Origin of the sequence: Frondihabitans sp. 4ASC-45, assembly GCF_049472575.1 — a bacterium.
Classification (GTDB): domain Bacteria; phylum Actinomycetota; class Actinomycetes; order Actinomycetales; family Microbacteriaceae; genus Frondihabitans.
Genome location: NZ_JBCEBN010000002.1, coordinates 364,553 through 381,966, shown reverse-complemented (window position 1 = coordinate 381,966; position 17,414 = coordinate 364,553). Strand labels below are relative to the sequence as shown.

Annotated in this window: 11 protein-coding genes and 1 tRNA gene; 2 read left to right on the top strand and 10 right to left on the bottom strand. The window is 66.8% G+C overall.

The annotated features are described in order from the left end of the window. Positions 1 to 132: 132 nt before the first annotated feature. The 4 genes from rpsA to polA all read right to left on the bottom strand — a co-directional run bounded on the left by rpsA (position 133) and on the right by polA (position 6,673). Positions 133 to 1,584, bottom strand: coding sequence for a 30S ribosomal protein S1 (gene rpsA / locus VH571_RS05360; RefSeq protein WP_055957825.1), 1,452 nt, complete (start codon positions 1,582 to 1,584; stop codon positions 133 to 135). 216 nt (positions 1,585 to 1,800) lie between these two features. Beyond that, positions 1,801 to 3,504, bottom strand: a complete 1,704-nt coding sequence (locus VH571_RS05355; RefSeq protein ID WP_423263642.1) for a DUF885 domain-containing protein — start codon at positions 3,502 to 3,504, stop codon at positions 1,801 to 1,803. A 36-nt stretch (positions 3,505 to 3,540) separates the two neighbouring features. Next, on the bottom strand, positions 3,541 to 3,852 hold the full coding sequence (locus tag VH571_RS05350) for a PTS lactose transporter subunit IIB (RefSeq protein ID WP_423263640.1): 312 nt from the start codon (positions 3,850 to 3,852) through the stop codon (positions 3,541 to 3,543). Positions 3,853 to 3,985: 133 nt separating this feature from the next. Beyond that, complete coding sequence (gene polA, locus VH571_RS05345) at positions 3,986 to 6,673, bottom strand: DNA polymerase I (RefSeq protein WP_423263639.1); 2,688 nt, start codon at positions 6,671 to 6,673, stop codon at positions 3,986 to 3,988. A 158-nt stretch (positions 6,674 to 6,831) separates the two neighbouring features. Between polA and VH571_RS05340 the strand changes: the two genes are divergently transcribed. Beyond that, positions 6,832 to 7,185: a hotdog fold thioesterase gene (locus VH571_RS05340; RefSeq protein ID WP_423263771.1), complete on the top strand. Its 354-nt coding sequence runs from the start codon at positions 6,832 to 6,834 to the stop codon at positions 7,183 to 7,185. A 200-nt stretch (positions 7,186 to 7,385) separates the two neighbouring features. Here the strand turns inward: VH571_RS05340 and VH571_RS05335 are convergent, their stop codons facing one another. Beyond that, positions 7,386 to 7,991: an ANTAR domain-containing response regulator gene (locus VH571_RS05335; RefSeq protein WP_423263637.1), complete on the bottom strand. Its 606-nt coding sequence runs from the start codon at positions 7,989 to 7,991 to the stop codon at positions 7,386 to 7,388. Positions 7,992 to 8,076: 85 nt separating this feature from the next. After that, a tRNA-Leu gene (locus VH571_RS05330) sits at positions 8,077 to 8,158 on the bottom strand. A 323-nt stretch (positions 8,159 to 8,481) separates the two neighbouring features. Between VH571_RS05330 and VH571_RS05325 the strand changes: the two genes are divergently transcribed. After that, the gene (locus tag VH571_RS05325; RefSeq protein ID WP_055957839.1) at positions 8,482 to 8,685 is read left to right on the top strand and encodes a cold-shock protein; all 204 of its coding nucleotides are present in this window, start codon (positions 8,482 to 8,484) and stop codon (positions 8,683 to 8,685) included. A gap of 107 nt (positions 8,686 to 8,792) precedes the next feature. On the opposite strand, the gene VH571_RS05320 is transcribed toward VH571_RS05325, so the two are convergent. The 4 genes from VH571_RS05320 to gltB form a co-directional block, all read right to left on the bottom strand. Next, complete coding sequence (locus VH571_RS05320) at positions 8,793 to 9,416, bottom strand: hypothetical protein (RefSeq protein WP_423263636.1); 624 nt, start codon at positions 9,414 to 9,416, stop codon at positions 8,793 to 8,795. A gap of 129 nt (positions 9,417 to 9,545) precedes the next feature. Beyond that, positions 9,546 to 10,991 (bottom strand): pyruvate kinase, encoded by a 1,446-nt coding sequence (gene pyk / locus VH571_RS05315; RefSeq protein ID WP_055957844.1) that lies wholly within the window; start codon positions 10,989 to 10,991, stop codon positions 9,546 to 9,548. 132 nt (positions 10,992 to 11,123) lie between these two features. Then, entirely contained in the window at positions 11,124 to 12,581 is a 1,458-nt protein-coding gene (locus VH571_RS05310) for a glutamate synthase subunit beta (protein WP_423263635.1), read from the bottom strand. Beyond that, positions 12,574 to 17,145, bottom strand: a complete 4,572-nt coding sequence (gene gltB, locus VH571_RS05305) for a glutamate synthase large subunit (protein ID WP_423263634.1) — start codon at positions 17,143 to 17,145, stop codon at positions 12,574 to 12,576. Before gltB ends, VH571_RS05310 begins: the two co-directional genes overlap by 8 nt. Between the last annotated feature and the right edge of the window lie 269 nt (positions 17,146 to 17,414).

Genomic DNA, 17,414 nt, shown 5'->3' with positions numbered 1-17,414 from the left:
GCCAAGGGTGGCACCGCCGCACCGCCGCACTGCCGCACTGCCGCACTGCCGCACCGCTCAACGCCGAACGGCGACCCACCCGAGGGTGAGCCGCCGTTGCGGATGCCTAGCCCCGAGGGGCTGGCGGTGTGACTAGTTGTTGCTCGAGAGACGCTCACGCAGAGCGGCGAGCGACTCGTCGTCGGCGAGCGTGCCGGCACCCGAAGCGGACTCGGCCGAGAAGGACGAACCGGTCGGAGCCTCGAACGCGGTGGCCTCTTCGACGAGCGAAGCGGCAACCTGCTTCTTGTGTGCTTCCCAGCGAGCCTGGGCAGCAGCGTAATCCTGCTCCCACTTCTCGCGCTGGGACTCGAAGCCCTCGCGCCACTCGTTGGTCTCGGGGTCGAAGCCCTCGGGGTACTTGTAGTTGCCCTGGTCGTCGTACTCCGTGAGCATGCCGTAGAGAGCCGGGTCGAACTCGGTGCCCTCGGGGTCGACACCCTCGTTGGCCTGCTTGAGGCTCAGCGAGATGCGGCGACGCTCGAGGTCGATGTCGATGACCTTGACGAACACCTCGTCGCCGACCGACACGACCTGCTCGGCGAGCTCGACGTGCTTGGCGGAGAGCTCGGAGATGTGGACGAGACCCTCGATGCCGTCGGCGACGCGAACGAACGCACCGAACGGAACGAGCTTCGTGACCTTGCCGGGAGCAACCTGACCGATGGCGTGCGTACGAGCGAAGACCTGCCACGGGTCTTCCTGGGTGGCCTTGAGCGACAGCGACACGCGCTCGCGCTCGAGGTCGACCTCGAGGATCTCGACGGTGACCTCTTGGCCCACCTCGACGACCTCGGAGGCGTGCTCGATGTGCTTCCAGGAGAGCTCGGAGACGTGGACGAGACCGTCGACGCCGCCCAGGTCGACGAACGCACCGAAGTTGACGATCGACGACACGATGCCCTTGCGGACCTGGCCCTTGTGGAGGTTGTTGAGGAACGAGGTGCGGCTCTCGGACTGCGTCTGCTCGAGCAGAGCGCGACGCGACAGGACCACGTTGTTGCGGTTCTTGTCGAGCTCGAGGATCTTGGCCTCGATCTCCTGGCCGAGGTACGGCGTGAGGTCGCGCACGCGGCGAAGCTCGATGAGCGACGCGGGCAGGAAGCCTCGAAGACCGATGTCGACGATGAGACCGCCCTTGACGACCTCGATGACCGTTCCGGTGACGACGCCGTCGGCGTCTTTGATCTTCTCGACGTCTCCCCAGGCACGCTCGTACTGAGCACGCTTCTTGGAGAGGATCAGGCGGCCTTCTTTGTCTTCCTTCTGGAGGACGAGGGCTTCGACCGTGTCGCCGACGTTGACGACCTCGGTGGGGTCGACGTCGTGCTTGATCGAGAGTTCGCGAGAGGGGATGACACCCTCGGTCTTGTACCCGACGTCGAGGAGAACCTCGTCGCGGTCGATCTTGACGACGGTGCCCTCAATGAGGTCTCCGTCGTTGAAGAACTTGAGAGTCTTTTCGACCGCGGCAAGGAAGTCTTCAGCAGATCCGATGTCGTTGATGGCGACCTGCTTGGGTGCCTTGGTCGTTACGATTGTCATGTAGTGGTTGCTCCGTTTTGGGCATTTCTCGGGCCGCATCTCGCTGACATGGATCGACCGGAGTCGGCGTGCCAGGGGTGTGTGAGAGTGCAGCGTGCGGATGATTCGACGCAGTTTGCGCCCAGCGAGTCTAACGGCTAGCCGGCCCCGCGATCAACCTGCGGCGCGCGGCATGTCAGTGAGCGCCGTGAGAAGTCGCCGAGCGCGCGCCCGACGTCAGCCGAGGAGCGCTCGGCGCAGCGTGTCCAGGCCTACTCCCCCGAGTGCGAGAGCCTCGGAGTGGAATCGACGAACGTCGAACGAGTCACCCTCGCGCCGCGCCCGCTCGGCCCGCAGATCTTCCCAGACCCGCTGGCCGACCTTGTACGAGGGAGCCTGCCCCGGCCAGCCGAGATAGCGGTCGATCTCGAATCGCAGGGTCGCTTCGGCCTCGTGCGCGTTGTCCATCAGAAATGCGAGTGCCTTGGCGTGGTCCCACACGCCGCCGGCCTCCCGAGATGGTGTGCCCGGGAACTCCTTGCCGAGGTGCACACCGAGGTCGATGACGACTCGTGCGGCCCGCATGCGCTGGCCGTCGAGCATACCCAGCCGGTCGGCGGGGTCGGCGAGGTAGCCGAGTTCGTCCATGAGGCGCTCGGCGTAGAGCGCCCAGCCCTCGGCATGGCCCGAGGTGCCGGCGATCGATCGACGGTAGGTGTTGAGCGACGCTCTGTTGTAGACGGCTTGGCCGAGCTGCAGGTGATGTCCCGGCACGCCCTCGTGGTAGACCGTCGTCTTCTCCCGCCAGGTCGTGAATCGCGTCGTGCCGACGGGAACCGACCACCACATGCGGCCGGGCCTCGAGAAATCGTCACTCGGGCTGGTGTAGTAGACGCCGCCGTCTTTGGTCGGGGCGATGCGGCACTCGAGCGTGCGAATGGCCTCGGGAATGTCGAAGTGGGTCCGGCCCAGTTCGTCGACCGCCCTGTCGCTCGTCTCTTGCATCCAGCTCTGCAGAGCAGCGGTGCCGTGCAGGCTGCGGGAGTCGTCAGCGTCGAGCACTTCGATGGCGCGCTCGACCGTGGCCCCCGGCTCGATCATCTGGGCGATCGCCTCCTGCTCGGCGGTCATGCGCGCCAGCTCGACTCGACCCCACTCGTAGGTTTCGTCGAGGTCGACGGTGGCACCGAGGAAGCGTCGCGAGTGGAGCTCGTAGGCCTCGCGACCGACTCCGTCGTGCTCGGTGGCAGCCGGAAGCAACTGCTCGACGAGGAATGCCCGGAAGCGGAGGTAGGCAGCCGCCGCACTGGCGGCGTTCGCCGAGAGCTCGTCGCGCAGGGCCTCCGACACCGGCTCTCCCGATTCGAGACGAGGATCCGCGGCGAACGTCGAGAAGAAGCCGTCCTGGGCCGTGTTGCGCACGCACTGCTCTGCCACCGCCTCGACCTGGCGCTTGGCAGGGACGACGCCCTCGTCGATGCCGTGCACGAGCGTGATCGTATAGCCGTGGAGGGCAGTCTCGACCTCGGCCAGGCGACCGGCGACGGCCTTCCAGTGGGCCTCGGTCGCCGTGGGCATCAGGTCGAAGACGTCGCGGATGCCCTGCGCCGGGGAGGCGATGACATTGAGGTCGCGAAGCTGCAGGCGCCGCTCGTCGTACTCGAGGTCGAGTTGGAGCGAGGCGGTGAGATCATCTTTGGTCACTCGGTCGACATCGTCGGCGGGCTCGGTCGCCTCGAGTTCGGCGAGAGTTTCACGGACGGCCGCTACATACCGAGCCTGGCCTTCTGGTGAGTAGTCGGCGTAGCGGTTGGGCCCGCCCTCGCGCCCGAGCCAGATGGCCCAGTCGGGACTGAGATCGACCAGGGTGTCGACCCATCGCTCGGCGATGGCATCGATGGCGGTGCTCGAACGGACGGGGGCGGTGGCGTCGGTGCTCATGTACCGAGCCTAGCCAGAGCCTCCCCCATCGGCTCTCTACAGCTCGATCGACGAGCCCGACTGAATGGCCTCGACCAGGCGGCTGACGGCCGGGTCGCCCATGAACAGCTGGAACGGGACGACGGGAGTGCCCTCGGGAGCAGCCTGTCGGGCGCGTGCGGCGAGGTTGTTCTGCGTGACGACGACGTCGGTGTCAGCGGGGATCTCGTGAACGGCAGAGTGCGAGACCTCGACCCCGCTCTTCTTCAACTGCTTCTTGAGCGTGGTCGCGAGCATGATGCTCGAGCCCATGCCGGCGTCGCAGGCGACCACCAATTTCTTGACGTGTGCTCCATCGAGGGTGGCCACGGTAGCTCCTAGGTCGGCGGCGGGGATTACCCAATGATGCTCCGCGCGAGGGTGTGGTGCCCACGAGGCCGGAGGCACGTCGGTGGAGGCGCACGCACCGCTGCCCGAGCCCCCGGCCTCGGGCGGCGGTTAGTCAGTGCGCGGCGGCATCCCAGCTCTCGCCGAGGCCGACCGAGACGTCGAGAGGAACACGGAGCTCGGCCGCCGAGCCCATCCGGCGCCGAACGACGTCTTCGACTATTTCGGCCTCCCCCTCGGCGACCTCGACGATGAGTTCGTCGTGCACTTGCAACAGCACCCGCGACTGCAGCTCGCGCTGGTCGATCTCAGAGCGGACGCCGAGCATGGCGCGCTTCATGATGTCGGCGGCGGAGCCCTGGATCGGGGCGTTCAAAGCGGCGCGCTCGGCGTTTTCGCGGAGCACGCGGTTCGACGACTTCAGGTCGGCGAACGGGCGCCGACGCCCGAAGATCGTCTCGGTGTAGCCGTCGTCGCGGGCCTGCTCGACGACGTTGCGGAGGTACTCGCGCACAGCCCCGAATCGCGAGAAGTAGTCGGTCATCAACTGCTTCGCCTCTGCGGTCTCGATACGCAGCTGCTTCGACAGCCCGAAGGCGCTCAGCCCATAGGCGAGACCGTACGACATGGCCTTGACCTTGGTGCGCATCGCGGGGCTGACCTCGGAGGGCTCGACGCCGAAGATGCGGGCCCCGACGAAGCGGTGCAGGTCTTCACCCTCGGTGAACGCGGTGATGAGGCCTTCGTCGCCCGAGAGGTGCGCCATGATGCGCATCTCGATCTGCGAGTAGTCGGCCGTCAGGAGCGTCTGATAGTCGGGACCATGCTGGAAAGTGGCCCGGATCTCGTGGCCGACCGCGGTCTTGACCGGGATGTTCTGCAGGTTCGGGTCGATCGACGAGATACGGCCGGTGGTCGTTCCCGTCTGGTCGTAGGTCGTGTGGATGCGGCCGTTGTCGTCGATCGCCTTGTCGAGAGTGTCGATGATCTGGCGCAGCTTCGTGGCGTCGCGATGCTTGAGCAGCAGCCCCAAGAAGGGATGGGGGTGCTTCTCTTGCAGGTCGGCGAGGGACGCGGCATCGGTCGAGTAGCCGGTCTTCATCGAGCGGGTCTTCGGCATGTCGAGCTGCTCGAACAGCACCTCTTGCAGCTGCTTGGGCGAGCCGAGGTTGACCTCACGGCCGATGACCTCGAATGCCTCAGCCGCGAGCGTCGCCGCCGTGTCGGCGAGGCGTGCAGAGAGGGCTCGAAGAGCGGGGCGGTCGGTCGCCACGCCCGTGAGCTCCATATCGCCGAGCACCGGAACGAGGGGAAGCTCGAGGTCGCGCAACACGCCCCGGGAGCCCTCGTCGAGCAGCTCGTCGAGCTCCGCGGAGACACGGAGGGCAAACCACGCCTCGGCAGCGGCACCGCCGGCGTCGTCGGCGGGCACGAGTTGGTCGGGGTCGGCGACCGGCATGCGTTCGGCCAGGTGCTCGTAGACCAGGTCGGCCAGTGCGAACGAAGTACGCCCCGGTCGCAGGAGCCACGCGGCGATTCGCGGGTCGCCGACGAGGCCGGTCAGGGTGAGACCGACTCGCTTGAGCGCCTTGTACGCGCGCTTGGCGTCGTGCACGACTTTCGGTGAGTCAGCGTCGAGCCACGCTTCGAGAGCCACGTAGTCGCCTCGGCCCGCCGCCCAGGGGATGTAGACCGAATCGTCGCTGGCCGCGATGCCGAGGCCGGTGACTGTGCCGTCGCTGCCGTACTCGACCGACACGCCGACCGGCGGTTTGTCGGCGGCGGCGTGGGTGCGCAGCCAGTGCGCTAGCTCTTCGTCGACGAGCGTGCGAACGACCGGGACGACGGGGCCGGAGGGTGCCTCGGGCTCGGCGGCGACGCCTGCGGCGGGAGCCGAGGATCCGGCGGCGCCGCCCTCGGCCAACGCGACCACGCGCTCGAGCAGCGTGCGAAACTGCAGTCGATCGAACACCTCGCGCACGGCGGGCACGTCGATCGGGCGTCGCTCGAGATCGTCGGGACCGACCGGCAGATCGATGTCGGTGACGAGACGGTTGAGTTTGCGGTTGCGGACGGCGCGGTCGTACTGCTCGCGGAACTTGTCGCCGACGACGCCCTTGATCTCGTCGCGGTGCGCCACGACCTCGTCGAGAGAGCCGAACTGGTTGATCCACTTCACGGCTGTCTTCTCGCCGACCTTGTCGACGCCGATCAGGTTGTCACTCGTCTCGCCGACGAGGGCCGCGACCTCGGGGTACTGGTGGGGCTCGATGCCGTAGCGCTCGAACACCTTGTCGCGGTCGTAGCGCGTGAGGTCGGTGACGCCGCGGGCCGAGGGGTAGAGCAGTGTGACGTCGTCGTTGACCATCTGGATGGCGTCGCGGTCACCCGAGACCACGAACACCTTGTAGCCGCCGGACGACCCCCGGGCAGCGAGGGTGGCGAGGATGTCGTCGGCCTCGAAGTCTTCTTTGGTGATGGTGGTGATGCCCATCGCGTGCAGCGCCTCTTCGAGCAGAGGGATCTGACCGACGAACTCGACCGGAGTCTCGTTTCGGGTGCCCTTGTACTCGGGGTATTCACGCGTGCGGAACGAATACCGGGAGATATCGAAGGCGACCGCCAGGTGAGTCGGCTTCTCGTTCTTCAGCAGGTTGAGCAGCATCGAGATGAAGCCGTGGATGGCGTTCGTGTGCTGGCCGTCGCGATTGACGAAACTGTCGATGGGCAGGGCGTAGAAGGCCCTGAAGGCCAGGGAATGACCGTCGATTACGAGAAGGGTAGGCTTTTCTGAACTCGGCACCCCGTCAGCCTAGCCGCCCCCTCCGACACTCGTCTTGGCCTCGGATCCTGGGCTCTTTTCCCTCTCGCCGTCCTGGAGAAATCGTGACCGACCAGCCGTTCAGCCCCGCCGCCCTCGCCTTCCTCGACGGCCGCGGCGCCGGGGAGCTCGCCGAGAAGATGGGCATCGAGATCGTCGCGCTGAGCGCCGAGCACGCGGTCGCGACCATGCCGGTCGACGGCAATCGGCAACCGGTCGGCATCTTGCACGGCGGGGCTCACGTCGTGCTCGCCGAGTCGCTCGGGTCGATGGCCGCGAGCGTCCACGCCGGGCCGGGCCGCATCGCCATGGGCATCGAGCTCAACGCCTCGCACAGCCGGGCCGCCTCGTCGGGCGTCGTCACGGGCACGTGCACCGCGATCCACCTGGGCCGCACGCTGACGACGCACGAGATCGTCATGACCGACGAGGAGGGGCGGCGACTCTCGACGGTTCGGATCACCAACATCCTTCGCGATGCGCCTACCTCCTAGGCGGCAGCCGCCGGGAGCCTTGGCCGCGCCTCCGTTGCAAATGTGAAGGAGAAACGTCGGTGAGCTGACGAATTCATAGGGATCTGCGGGCGCGAGGGCGAGAATCTTCTTCAAATTCGAAGGAGAGGGGCGGGCACGCACAAGCGGCCGGCTCCCAGAGGGAACCGGCCGCCGCGGTGAGTACAGCTACTTCTTGACGCTTACTTCTTGACGCTGAGCTGCTCGATGATGGCCTGGGCGACATCGTGCATGGTGAGACGGCGATCCATCGACGCCTTCTGGATCCAGCGGAAGGCCTCGGGCTCGGTGAGACCCATCTTCTCGTTCAGCAGGCCCTTGGCGCGATCGACGAGCTTGCGCGTCTCGAAGCGCTCGACCAGGTCGGCGACCTCGGCCTCGAGGGTGATGATCTGCGTGTAGCGCGAAAGAGCGATTTCGATCGCGGGCAGGAGGTCGTTGGGGGTGAACGGCTTGACGACGTAGGCGAGGGCGCCCGCCTCGCTGGCGCGCTCGACGAGCTCCTTCTGGCTGAAGGCGGTGAGGAGAACCACGGGAGCGATGTGATTCTTCGACAGCGTTTCGGCCGCGGAGATGCCGTCGAGCTTGGGCATCTTGACGTCCATGATGACCAGGTCGGGACGAAGTTCGGTGGCCAGTGCGACCGCAGTCTCGCCGTCGCCCGCCTCGCCGACGACCTCGAAGCCGTTGTCGCGAAGGATCTCGACGATGTCGAGACGGATGAGTGACTCGTCTTCGGCGACGACTACTCGGCGGGGAGCTGTTGGTGTTGCTTCTAGGTCACTCACGATTGGAATCCTACCGGTCTGTTCTGAGGAGGGGGCTCGCATCGTCGCGATCCGGACCGGAGCCTCGGTGGAGACGCGGCCAGGGTGCGAATGGCGGGACTCGAACCCGCAAGCCGTGAGGCAGAGCATTTTGAGTGCCCCGTGTATGCCAATTCCACCACATTCGCGCAGTCGTCGATCCTAGCGGACAGGTCGCCGTCGCTGGTGTTCTCGCCTTCGCCTCAAGGCCGGACGGCCCAAAAGAATCACTTTCTTCGCGACTTTGTGGCTGGAATCCCCCCGCGAGTCATCGTCCTGGGCTACGGTTGTCAGTACTGGTTGTTGTGTTACGCATTTGTACTTCGCGATGGGGCACGTGGCATCGGTTCGTCATTCAGGCGAAAAGGTCGTCCGAGTCTCATCGTTCTTAGAGGGAGCGGACCAAAAAAGCACCGCGACGAGAGATCCCACAGGTAAGGGATCGAACACCTCTGATTGAAGGAATAGAAAAATGGCAACAGGCACCGTGAAGTGGTTCAACTCCGAAAAGGGCTTCGGCTTCATCACCCCCGACGACGGATCCACTGACGTGTTCGCGCACTTCTCTGCGATTTCCGGCGACGGCTACCGCAACCTCGAAGAGAACCAGAAGGTCGAATTCGAGACCGCTCAGGGCAACAAGGGCCTCCAGGCCGAGAACATCCGCGTTCTCTAAGACCCCCGCACTTCGAAAGACCCCGTCTGCTTCGGCAGGCGGGGTCTTTTCGCGTGCGCCAGCTTGGTACGCGTGCGCCAGCCTGTTCGAGTGACGCGGAGACGCGTTCAGCGCGGAGTGGCCAACCCGAGCAACTCGGCAACCGGCTCGAAATCGTGTCGCGCCGTGATGTACGCCAACTCGGCCAGCGCACCCGCTTCGGCCGCGGTCGCCGTCGTCGCCCCCGTCGACGACGGTGTCGAGACCCGAGGATCCGGCACGAACGGCGCATCATCCCGCGCAACGAGGGCGGCTCGATACCGCTTGGTCACGACGCTCCACAGCACGAGCTCGTCGGCCGTGGCATCGTCGGGTGCCCCGCGAGCGACGTCTCCCGGGATCTCGACGGCGGGAAGCCGGACCTGCTCGGGCTCGGGCTTCCGGCCGAGACACGCCTCGCGGATCCCGTAGGCGCTGGCGAAACCGACCAGGCCGCCGAGGATGAACATCATCAGCAGCGCAACGGGGTCGGCCAGATCGGACGACCTGATTGCCGAGGCATCGATCAGGATGCCACCGGCCACTCCCCCGACGACGACGCTCCAGTGGATGCGAGGGCGGCGGTGGTGCGGTGAACCCGGACGGGCCCAGCTGGCCTGAGTCTCGGCGACGTCGTGCCCGGTGTCGGAGGGGACGGCGTAGAGCCGTGCGCCGACCGCGAAGCATCCGGGATGCGAGCCGTTGATCGCCATGGTGACGATCCTAGGATCGGGTGAGCGGTGGGATCCTCGATTCTCAGCAGGAACACGGCCCCGAAACAGACGGACCGACAGAGAAGGCCGGCACCTCCGAAGAGGTGCCGGCCTCCTGGGTCGAGACGACTAGTCGCGCGCGTACGCCGGTGCGGCGCCGGCGTGCGCGTCACCCACCCGGTGGACGCGGAGGTCGTTCGTCGACCCCGAGATTCCGGGAGGGGAACCAGAGATGACGATGACCTTGTCGCCGGTCTCGGCGAGAGTGTTGCCCAGGAGGACGTCGTCGACCTGGCCGAACATCGCGTCGGTGTGCGTGACCGGGTCGACGAGGTACGACTGGACGCCCCAGCTCATCGCCATGCGACGGCGGATCGCCTCGTCGGTTGTGAAGGCGACGATCGGGATCGCGTGGCGCAGACGCGCCATGCGGCGAACGGTGTCGCCCCCCTCGGTGAAGACGCACACGTAGCTGGCCTGCACGAATTCGGCGACTTCGGCCGCAGCCAGCGTGATAGCGCCACCGAGGGTGCGCGGCTTGGTGCCGAGCGCGGGAATGCGCTCGAGACCGTGCTCTTCGGTCGAAGCGACGATGCGAGCCATGGTCTGCACCGTGATGACCGGGAACTCGCCCACACTGGTCTCACCCGACAGCATGACTGCGTCGGCTCCGTCGAGAACGGCGTTCGCGACGTCGGAGGTCTCGGCGCGGGTCGGGATGGGCGAGGAGATCATGGACTCGAGCATCTGAGTCGCGACGATGACCGGCTTCGCCATGCGGCGGGACAGCTCGACTGCGTGCTTCTGCACGATCGGGACCGCTTCGAGCGGGAGTTCGACGCCGAGGTCGCCACGGGCGACCATGATGCCGTCGAACGCGTCGATGATGGCCTCGAGGTTGTCGACGGCCTGGGGCTTCTCGATCTTGGCGTAGACGGGAACCTTGCGGCCCTCCTCCGCCATGATCTCGGCCACTCGATCGATGTCGTCGGCATTTCGCACGAACGACAGGGCGATGAAGTCGGCGCCGAGCTTGAGGCCCCAGCGCAGGTCGGCCTCGTCTTTGTCGGAGAGGGCGGGCACGTTGACCGCGACTCCGGGCAGGTTGATGCCCTTGTTGTTCGAGACCGTACCGGCGACGACGACCTCGGTCGTGACGACGGTGCCGTCGGTGTCGAGTACCCGGAGCTTCACCCGGCCGTCGTCGACGAGGAGCGGGTCGCCCGCGGAGACGTCTTGAGGGAGACCCTTGAAGGTCGTGCCGCAGATCTCTTTGGTGCCGAGGATGTCTTCGGTCGTGATCTTGAAGATGTCACCGACGGCCAGCTCGTGCGGCCCATCGGAGAACTTGCCCAGGCGGATCTTCGGACCCTGGAGGTCGACCAGGACGGCGACGGCGCGGCCCGAATCGGCGGCCGCCTGGCGGACGTTGTCGTAGACACCCTGATGGACGTCGTATGTGCCGTGGCTCAGGTTCATCCGCGCGACGTCGACTCCGGCATCGATGATGGCCCGGATGTCTTCATAGCTCGAAGTCGCCGGCCCGAGGGTGGCGACGATCTTTGCACGTCTCATTTGTTCCTTCGTTGGAGGTGGCTGCGTCGGTGGACCTGATGCACGCAGGTGACGGTCGAGGCCGTGTCGCCAGTTTATTCCCGCAAAGCGGCTGGAATCTAACCGGCGGATGGCTGGAGGGCGAGCAATCGGTTAGAGAGACAGAGCCCGGTCGGTCGGCTTGACCGGCGAGGGCAGAGAAGTCGCACCCTCGAGGTACTTGTCGACGGCGGCCGCCGTGGCGCGGCCCTCGGCGATGGCCCACACGATGAGCGACTGACCGCGTCCGGCGTCACCCGTGACGAACACGCCCGGCTGGCCGGTCTCGTACGACACGTCGCGCTCGATCATGCCGCGGTCGGTGAAGGGCATCTCGAGCTGGCCTTCGAGGGCCTCGCGCTCCGGACCGGTGAAACCGAGTGCGAGCAGGACCAGGTCGGCCGGGATCTCGCGCTCGGTGCCGGACTTCGGCACGCGGCGGCCGTCGACGAACTCGGTCTCGGCCACGCGGATGGCCCGGACCTCGCCGACATCGTTCGAGAGGAACTCGACCGTGGAAGCGAGGTACTCCCGCTCGCCACCCTCTTCGTGAGCACTCGCGACCTCGAAGAGCGTCGGCTGCATCGGCCAGGGCTGGCTGTCGGGGCGCTCCGACGGAGGCTGCTGGCCGATAGCGAGGTTGGTGACGCTGAGCGCGCCCTGACGGTGCGCGGTGCCGATGCAGTCGGCACCGGTGTCGCCGCCGCCGAGCACGACGACGTGCTTGCCCTCGGCCGAGATCTGGTCGCCGAGCGAATCGCCGGCCCCGATCCTGTTCTGGGCCACGAGGTACTCCATGGCGAAGTGGACGCCCGGCAGGTCGCGGCCCGGGATCGGCAGGTCTCGGGGAACGGTCGCCCCGGTGGCTACGATCACGGCGTCGTAGCGAGCGCGGAGGTCATCCCAGGCGATGTCACGGCCGATCTCGACGCCCGCGCGGAAGCGGGTGCCCTCTGCTCGCATCTGAGCGAGACGGAGCTCGATCTGCTTCTTCTCCATCTTGAAGTCGGGGATGCCATAGCGGAGGAGGCCGCCGATGCGGTCGTCGCGCTCGTAGACGGCGACGGTGTGGCCTGCGCGGGTCAGCTGCTGAGCAGCAGCCAAGCCGGCCGGGCCGGAACCGACGACGGCGACGGTCTTGCCGGTGAGGCGCTCGGGCGGGTGCGGGGTGACCCAGCCGTTCGAGAAGGCCTGATCGATGATCGACACCTCGACCTGCTTGATCGTGACCGGCGGCTGGTTGATACCCAGCACGCACGACGATTCGCAGGGCGCGGGGCAGAGCCGACCCGTCCACTCCGGGAAGTTGTTCGTCGCGTGCAGACGCTCGATGGCCTGGCGGCCCTCACCGCGCCACATGAGATCGTTCCACTCCGGGATCAGATTGCCGAGGGGGCAGCCCTGGTGGCAGAACGGCACGCCACAGTCCATGCAGCGACCCGCCTGACGTCGCAGTTCACCGCTCTCCTGCTGCTCGTAGACCTCTTTCCAGTCCATGAGCCGGACAGAGACGGGACGACGCGGGGGAAGCTCGCGCTTCTGGACCTTCAGAAAACCTTTGGGGTCAGCCACCGGTCACCTCCATGATTCGATTCCAGACCTCGTCACCGTCGAGGTCGAGGCCCTCGGCAGCAGCGGTCTTACGGGTTTCCATTACAGCGGCGTAGTCGCGAGGCAGTACCTTCACGAACTCCTCCGCGGACTTCTCGAGGTCGACGAGCAGCTTCTCCGCCACCGGTGATCCGGTCTCGGCGAGGTGCTGACGGAGGAGATCCTCGAGGATCTCGATGTCGGCACTTCCGAGCGGCTGGAGCAGCAGCTCGCCGGCCGTCAGCGAGTCGTCGTTGACGTTCTCGCGGCGGAGACCGTGCACGTAGGCGGTACCGCCCGACATGCCGGCGCCGAGGTTGCGGCCGGTCTCCCCGAGGATGACGGCGAGACCGCCCGTCATGTATTCGAGCGCGTGGTCGCCCACGCCCTCCACGACGGCGCTGGCGCCCGAGTTGCGGACCAGGAAGCGCTCCCCCACGATGCCGCGGATGAACATGCTGCCCTGGGTCGCGCCGTAACCGATGACGTTGCCGGCGATGACGTTGTCTTCGGCCGGGAAGCTCGCCTCCTCGGGCGGACGCACGATGACCGTGCCGCCGGAGAGGCCCTTGCCGACGTAGTCGTTGCTGTCGCCGACGAGTCGCAACGTGATGCCCGCCGGAAGGAAGGCACCGAGCGACTGCCCGGCGGATCCTCGGAGGGTGATGTCGATGCTGCCCGCGGGGAGACCGTGCTCGCCGCGCTGAACGGTCACTTCGTGGCCGAGCATTGTTCCGACGGCACGCTCCGTGTTGCGGATCGGAAGGTCGAGCGCGATCGAGCCGCCGGTGGCGATGACATCGGCGGATGCGGCGATGAGCTGGTTGTCGAAGTGCTTCTCGAGCTCGTGATCCTGCTGGACGAAGTTGCGGCGCGGCTCGTCGTCGGCGAACACCGGGCCGACGAGCACGGGAGAGAGGTCGAGCCCCGACGCCTTCCAGTGGTCGACGGCGCGGTCGACGCCGAGCAACTCGTGGTGGCCGATCGCCTCGTCGAGCGAGCGGAAGCCGAGCTCGGAGAGGTACTCCCGCACCTCCTGTGCGAGGAACTCGAAGAAGTTGACGACGTGCTCGGCCTTGCCGGTAAACCGGGCGCGGAGCTCGGGGTTCTGCGTGGCGACACCGACGGGGCAGGTGTCGAGGTGACAGACCCGCATCAGGATGCAACCCGACACGACGAGGGGTGCGGTCGCGAAACCGAACTCCTCACCACCGAGCAGGGCGGCGACGATCACGTCGCGACCCGTCTTCATCTGACCGTCGACCTGAACGACGACCCGGTCGCGCATGCCGTTCATCATGAGCGTCTGCTGCGTCTCGGCCAGGCCGATCTCCCACGGGGTTCCCGCGTGCTTGAGCGAGTTGAGCGGGCTGGCACCGGTGCCACCGTCGTGGCCGGAGACCAGGACGACGTCGGCGAGAGCCTTGGTCACGCCCGCAGCGACGGCGCCGATACCCGACTGCGACACGAGCTTCACGTGCACCCGAGCGGTCGGGTTGGCGCGCTTGACGTCGAAGATCAGCTGCTTGAGGTCTTCGATCGAGTAGATGTCGTGGTGCGGCGGCGGCGAGATGAGTCCGACACCGGGCGTCGCGTGACGAGTGCGGGCCACCCAGGGGTACACCTTCGACGGTGGCAACTGACCGCCCTCGCCGGGCTTGGCGCCCTGAGCCATCTTGAGCTGGATGTCGGTCGCGTGTGTCAGGTACATGCTCGTCACACCGAACCGCCCGGAGGCGACCTGTTTGACGGCGCTGCGACGCTCCGGGTCGAGGAGACGGTCGACGTCTTCGCCGCCCTCGCCGGTGTTCGATTTGCCGCCAAGGCGGTTCATCGCGATCGCCAGCGTCTCGTGAGCCTCTTTCGAGATGGAGCCGTAGCTCATCGCACCCGTGGAGAAGCGCTTGACGATCGACTCCACCGACTCGACCTCGTCGAGGGGGACAGTCGGGCGGGCGTGTGTGCGGAGAGTGAAGAGACCGCGGAGCGTCATCAGCTGCTCGGCCTGGTCGTCGACCATCTTCGTGTACTCGCGGAAGATGTCGTAGCGCCTCGTGCGAGTGGCGTGCTGCAGGCGGAACACCGTCTCGGGGTTGAAGAGGTGCGGCGGACCCTCGCGGCGCCACTGGTACTCGCCACCGGTTTGGAGGCGCTCGTGAGCTGGGCTCGCACCGTCGGCCGGGTAGGCGCTGAGGTGACGCTCGGCGTTCTCGGCCGCGATCACGTCGACGCCGACACCGCCGAGGCGGGTCGAGGTGCCGGTGAAGTAGGTGTCGATGAATTCCTGGCTGAGGCCCACGGCCTCGAACGCCTGGGCGGCCGCATACGACGACACGGTCGAGATGCCCATCTTCGACATGATCTTGAGCACGCCCTTGCCGAGCGCCTTGATCACGTTCTTCACGGCCTGCTCCGGCGACATGCCGGTGATCATGCCGCTGCGGACGAGGTTCTCGCAGGTCTCCATCGCCAGGTACGGGTTGATCGCCGACGCACCGTAGCCGATGAGGGTCGCCACATGGTGGACCTCGCGCACGTCGCCGGCCTCGACGATCAAGCCGACCTTCATGCGGTTCTCAGTCCGGATGAGGTGGTGGTGGACCGCCGCGAGCATGAGCAACGACGGGATCGGCGCGAACTCCGCGGTGGAGTCGCGGTCGGACAGCACGATGAACTCCGAGCCCTCGGCGATCGCCTCGTCGACCTCGGCGCAGAGAGCCGCGATGCGGTCCTCCATCGCGCGCGGACCCTGGTCGACGCGGTAGAGACCACGAAGAGTTGCGGTGAGACGCGAGCCGGGTGCGGGATCGATGTGCTGGATCTTGGCGAGCTCGTCGTTGTCGATCACCGGGAAGTCGAGGATCACCTGGCGGGCGTGCTCGGGCGTGGCGTCGAGCAGGTTGCGCTCCGGGCCGAGCCCGAGCTTCAGCGACGTCACGACCGATTCGCGGATCGAGTCGAGCGGCGGGTTCGTCACCTGGGCGAACTGCTGCGTGAAGTAGTCGAACAGGAGGCGCGGACGGTCGCTGAGCACCGCGATGGGGGTGTCGCTGCCCATCGCGCCCAACGGCTCTGCACCGGCCTTGGCCATCGGGGTCAGCAGGATCCTGACCTCTTCTTCGGTGTAGCCGAACGTGCGCTGGCGGCGCGTGACCGACGCCGGCGTGTGCACGATGTGCTCGCGCTCGGGGAGGTCTTTGAGGTGGATGCGACCCATCTCGAGCCACTCGCCGTACTCCTCGGACGAGGCGAGCTGCTGCTTGATCTCGTCGTCTTCGATGATGCGGCCGGCCTCGGTGTCGACCAGGAACATCTTGCCGGGGCGCAGACGGCCCTTGCGGACGATCTTCGACTGGTCGATGTCGGGCAGCACGCCGATCTCGCTGGCGAGCACCACGAGTCCGTCGTCGGTGACGAGGTAGCGACCCGGGCGGAGGCCGTTGCGGTCGAGGGTGGCGCCGGCGAGCGAGCCGTCGGTGAAGGTGATGGCTGCCGGGCCGTCCCATGCCTCCATGAGCATCGAGTGGTACTCGTAGAAGTCGCGGAGCACCGGGTCGATGCCGACCTGGTTCTCCCATGCCTCCGGAACCATCATCATGATCGCGTGCGGCAGCGAGCGACCGGTCAGGCTGAGGAGCTCGACCACCTCGTCGAACGAGGCGGAGTCGCTGTTGCCGGGCGTGACGATGGGCAGCAGCGGGGTCACGTCGCCGATGAGCTCGGACTCGAGCTGCGACTGCCGGGCCCGCATCCAGTTGCGGTTGCCGCGGACCGTGTTGATCTCGCCGTTGTGCGCGATCATGCGGAACGGCTGCGCAAGGGGCCACGACGGGAACGTGTTCGTCGAGTAGCGCGAATGCACGATTGCCAACTTCGAGGCCACCCGCTCGTCGGAGAGGTCGGGGTAGAACGGCTCCAGCTGGAGGGTCGTGACCATGCCCTTGTAGACCATGGTGCGGCTCGAGAGAGACGTGAAGTAGGCGCCGAGCTCGCGTTCGGCACGCTTGCGCATGCGGAAGGCGAGGCGGTCGAGGGCGACGCCTTCGACGTGGTCGGAGCCGTGCGCGGCCGCGACGAAAAGCTGCTCGAAGGCCGGCATGGCGTTGCGGGCCAGGGTGCCGAGCTCGCCGGAGCGCACGGGGACGTCGCGCCAGCCGACGACCCGGAGGCTCTCTTCGACGACGATCTTCTCGATCGCCGCCTGAAGGGTCTTCCGCTCGTCGAAGTCCGTGGGGAGGAAGGCGATGCCGACCGCGTAGTGGCCCGCCTCGGGCAGGTCGAACTCGACGACCTCGCGGAAGAAGGCGTCCGGAACCTGCATCAGGATCCCGGCACCGTCGCCCGTGCCGGCGTCCGAGCCGACCGCCCCGCGGTGCTCGAGGTTGCGCAGGGCCCCGAGCGCGGCATCGATGATGTCGTGGCCCGGGGTGCCGCGGAGCGTGGCGACCATGGCCAGGCCGCAGGCGTCTTTCTCCTGGGCAGGGTCGTACAGACCCTGGGCGGCGGGAATGGTGCTGAAGGTCTGGTGCGCTGGCGTGAGAGCCATGTCGATCCGTCCTCACGATGTGGGACTAGTCGTGACTGACTAGTAGAGGAAAACTTACGCAGGGCGGGGCGTCGCTGGCCCGATTCGCTGGCACTCGGCAGAAAACCGAGTGGGTGTGGCAGGCGCCGGGGGCTCGGGGTCGTGGCCTTCGGGGCGTCTCGTCGCGGTGGTTCTAAAGAGACCCACGTGGACGTCTCGGCGATCTGTGTGCGGATCGGAGAGGTGGAGCGGATGCTGGTGCCGCTGCTGTGATGCGGCTGCCAGTGGTG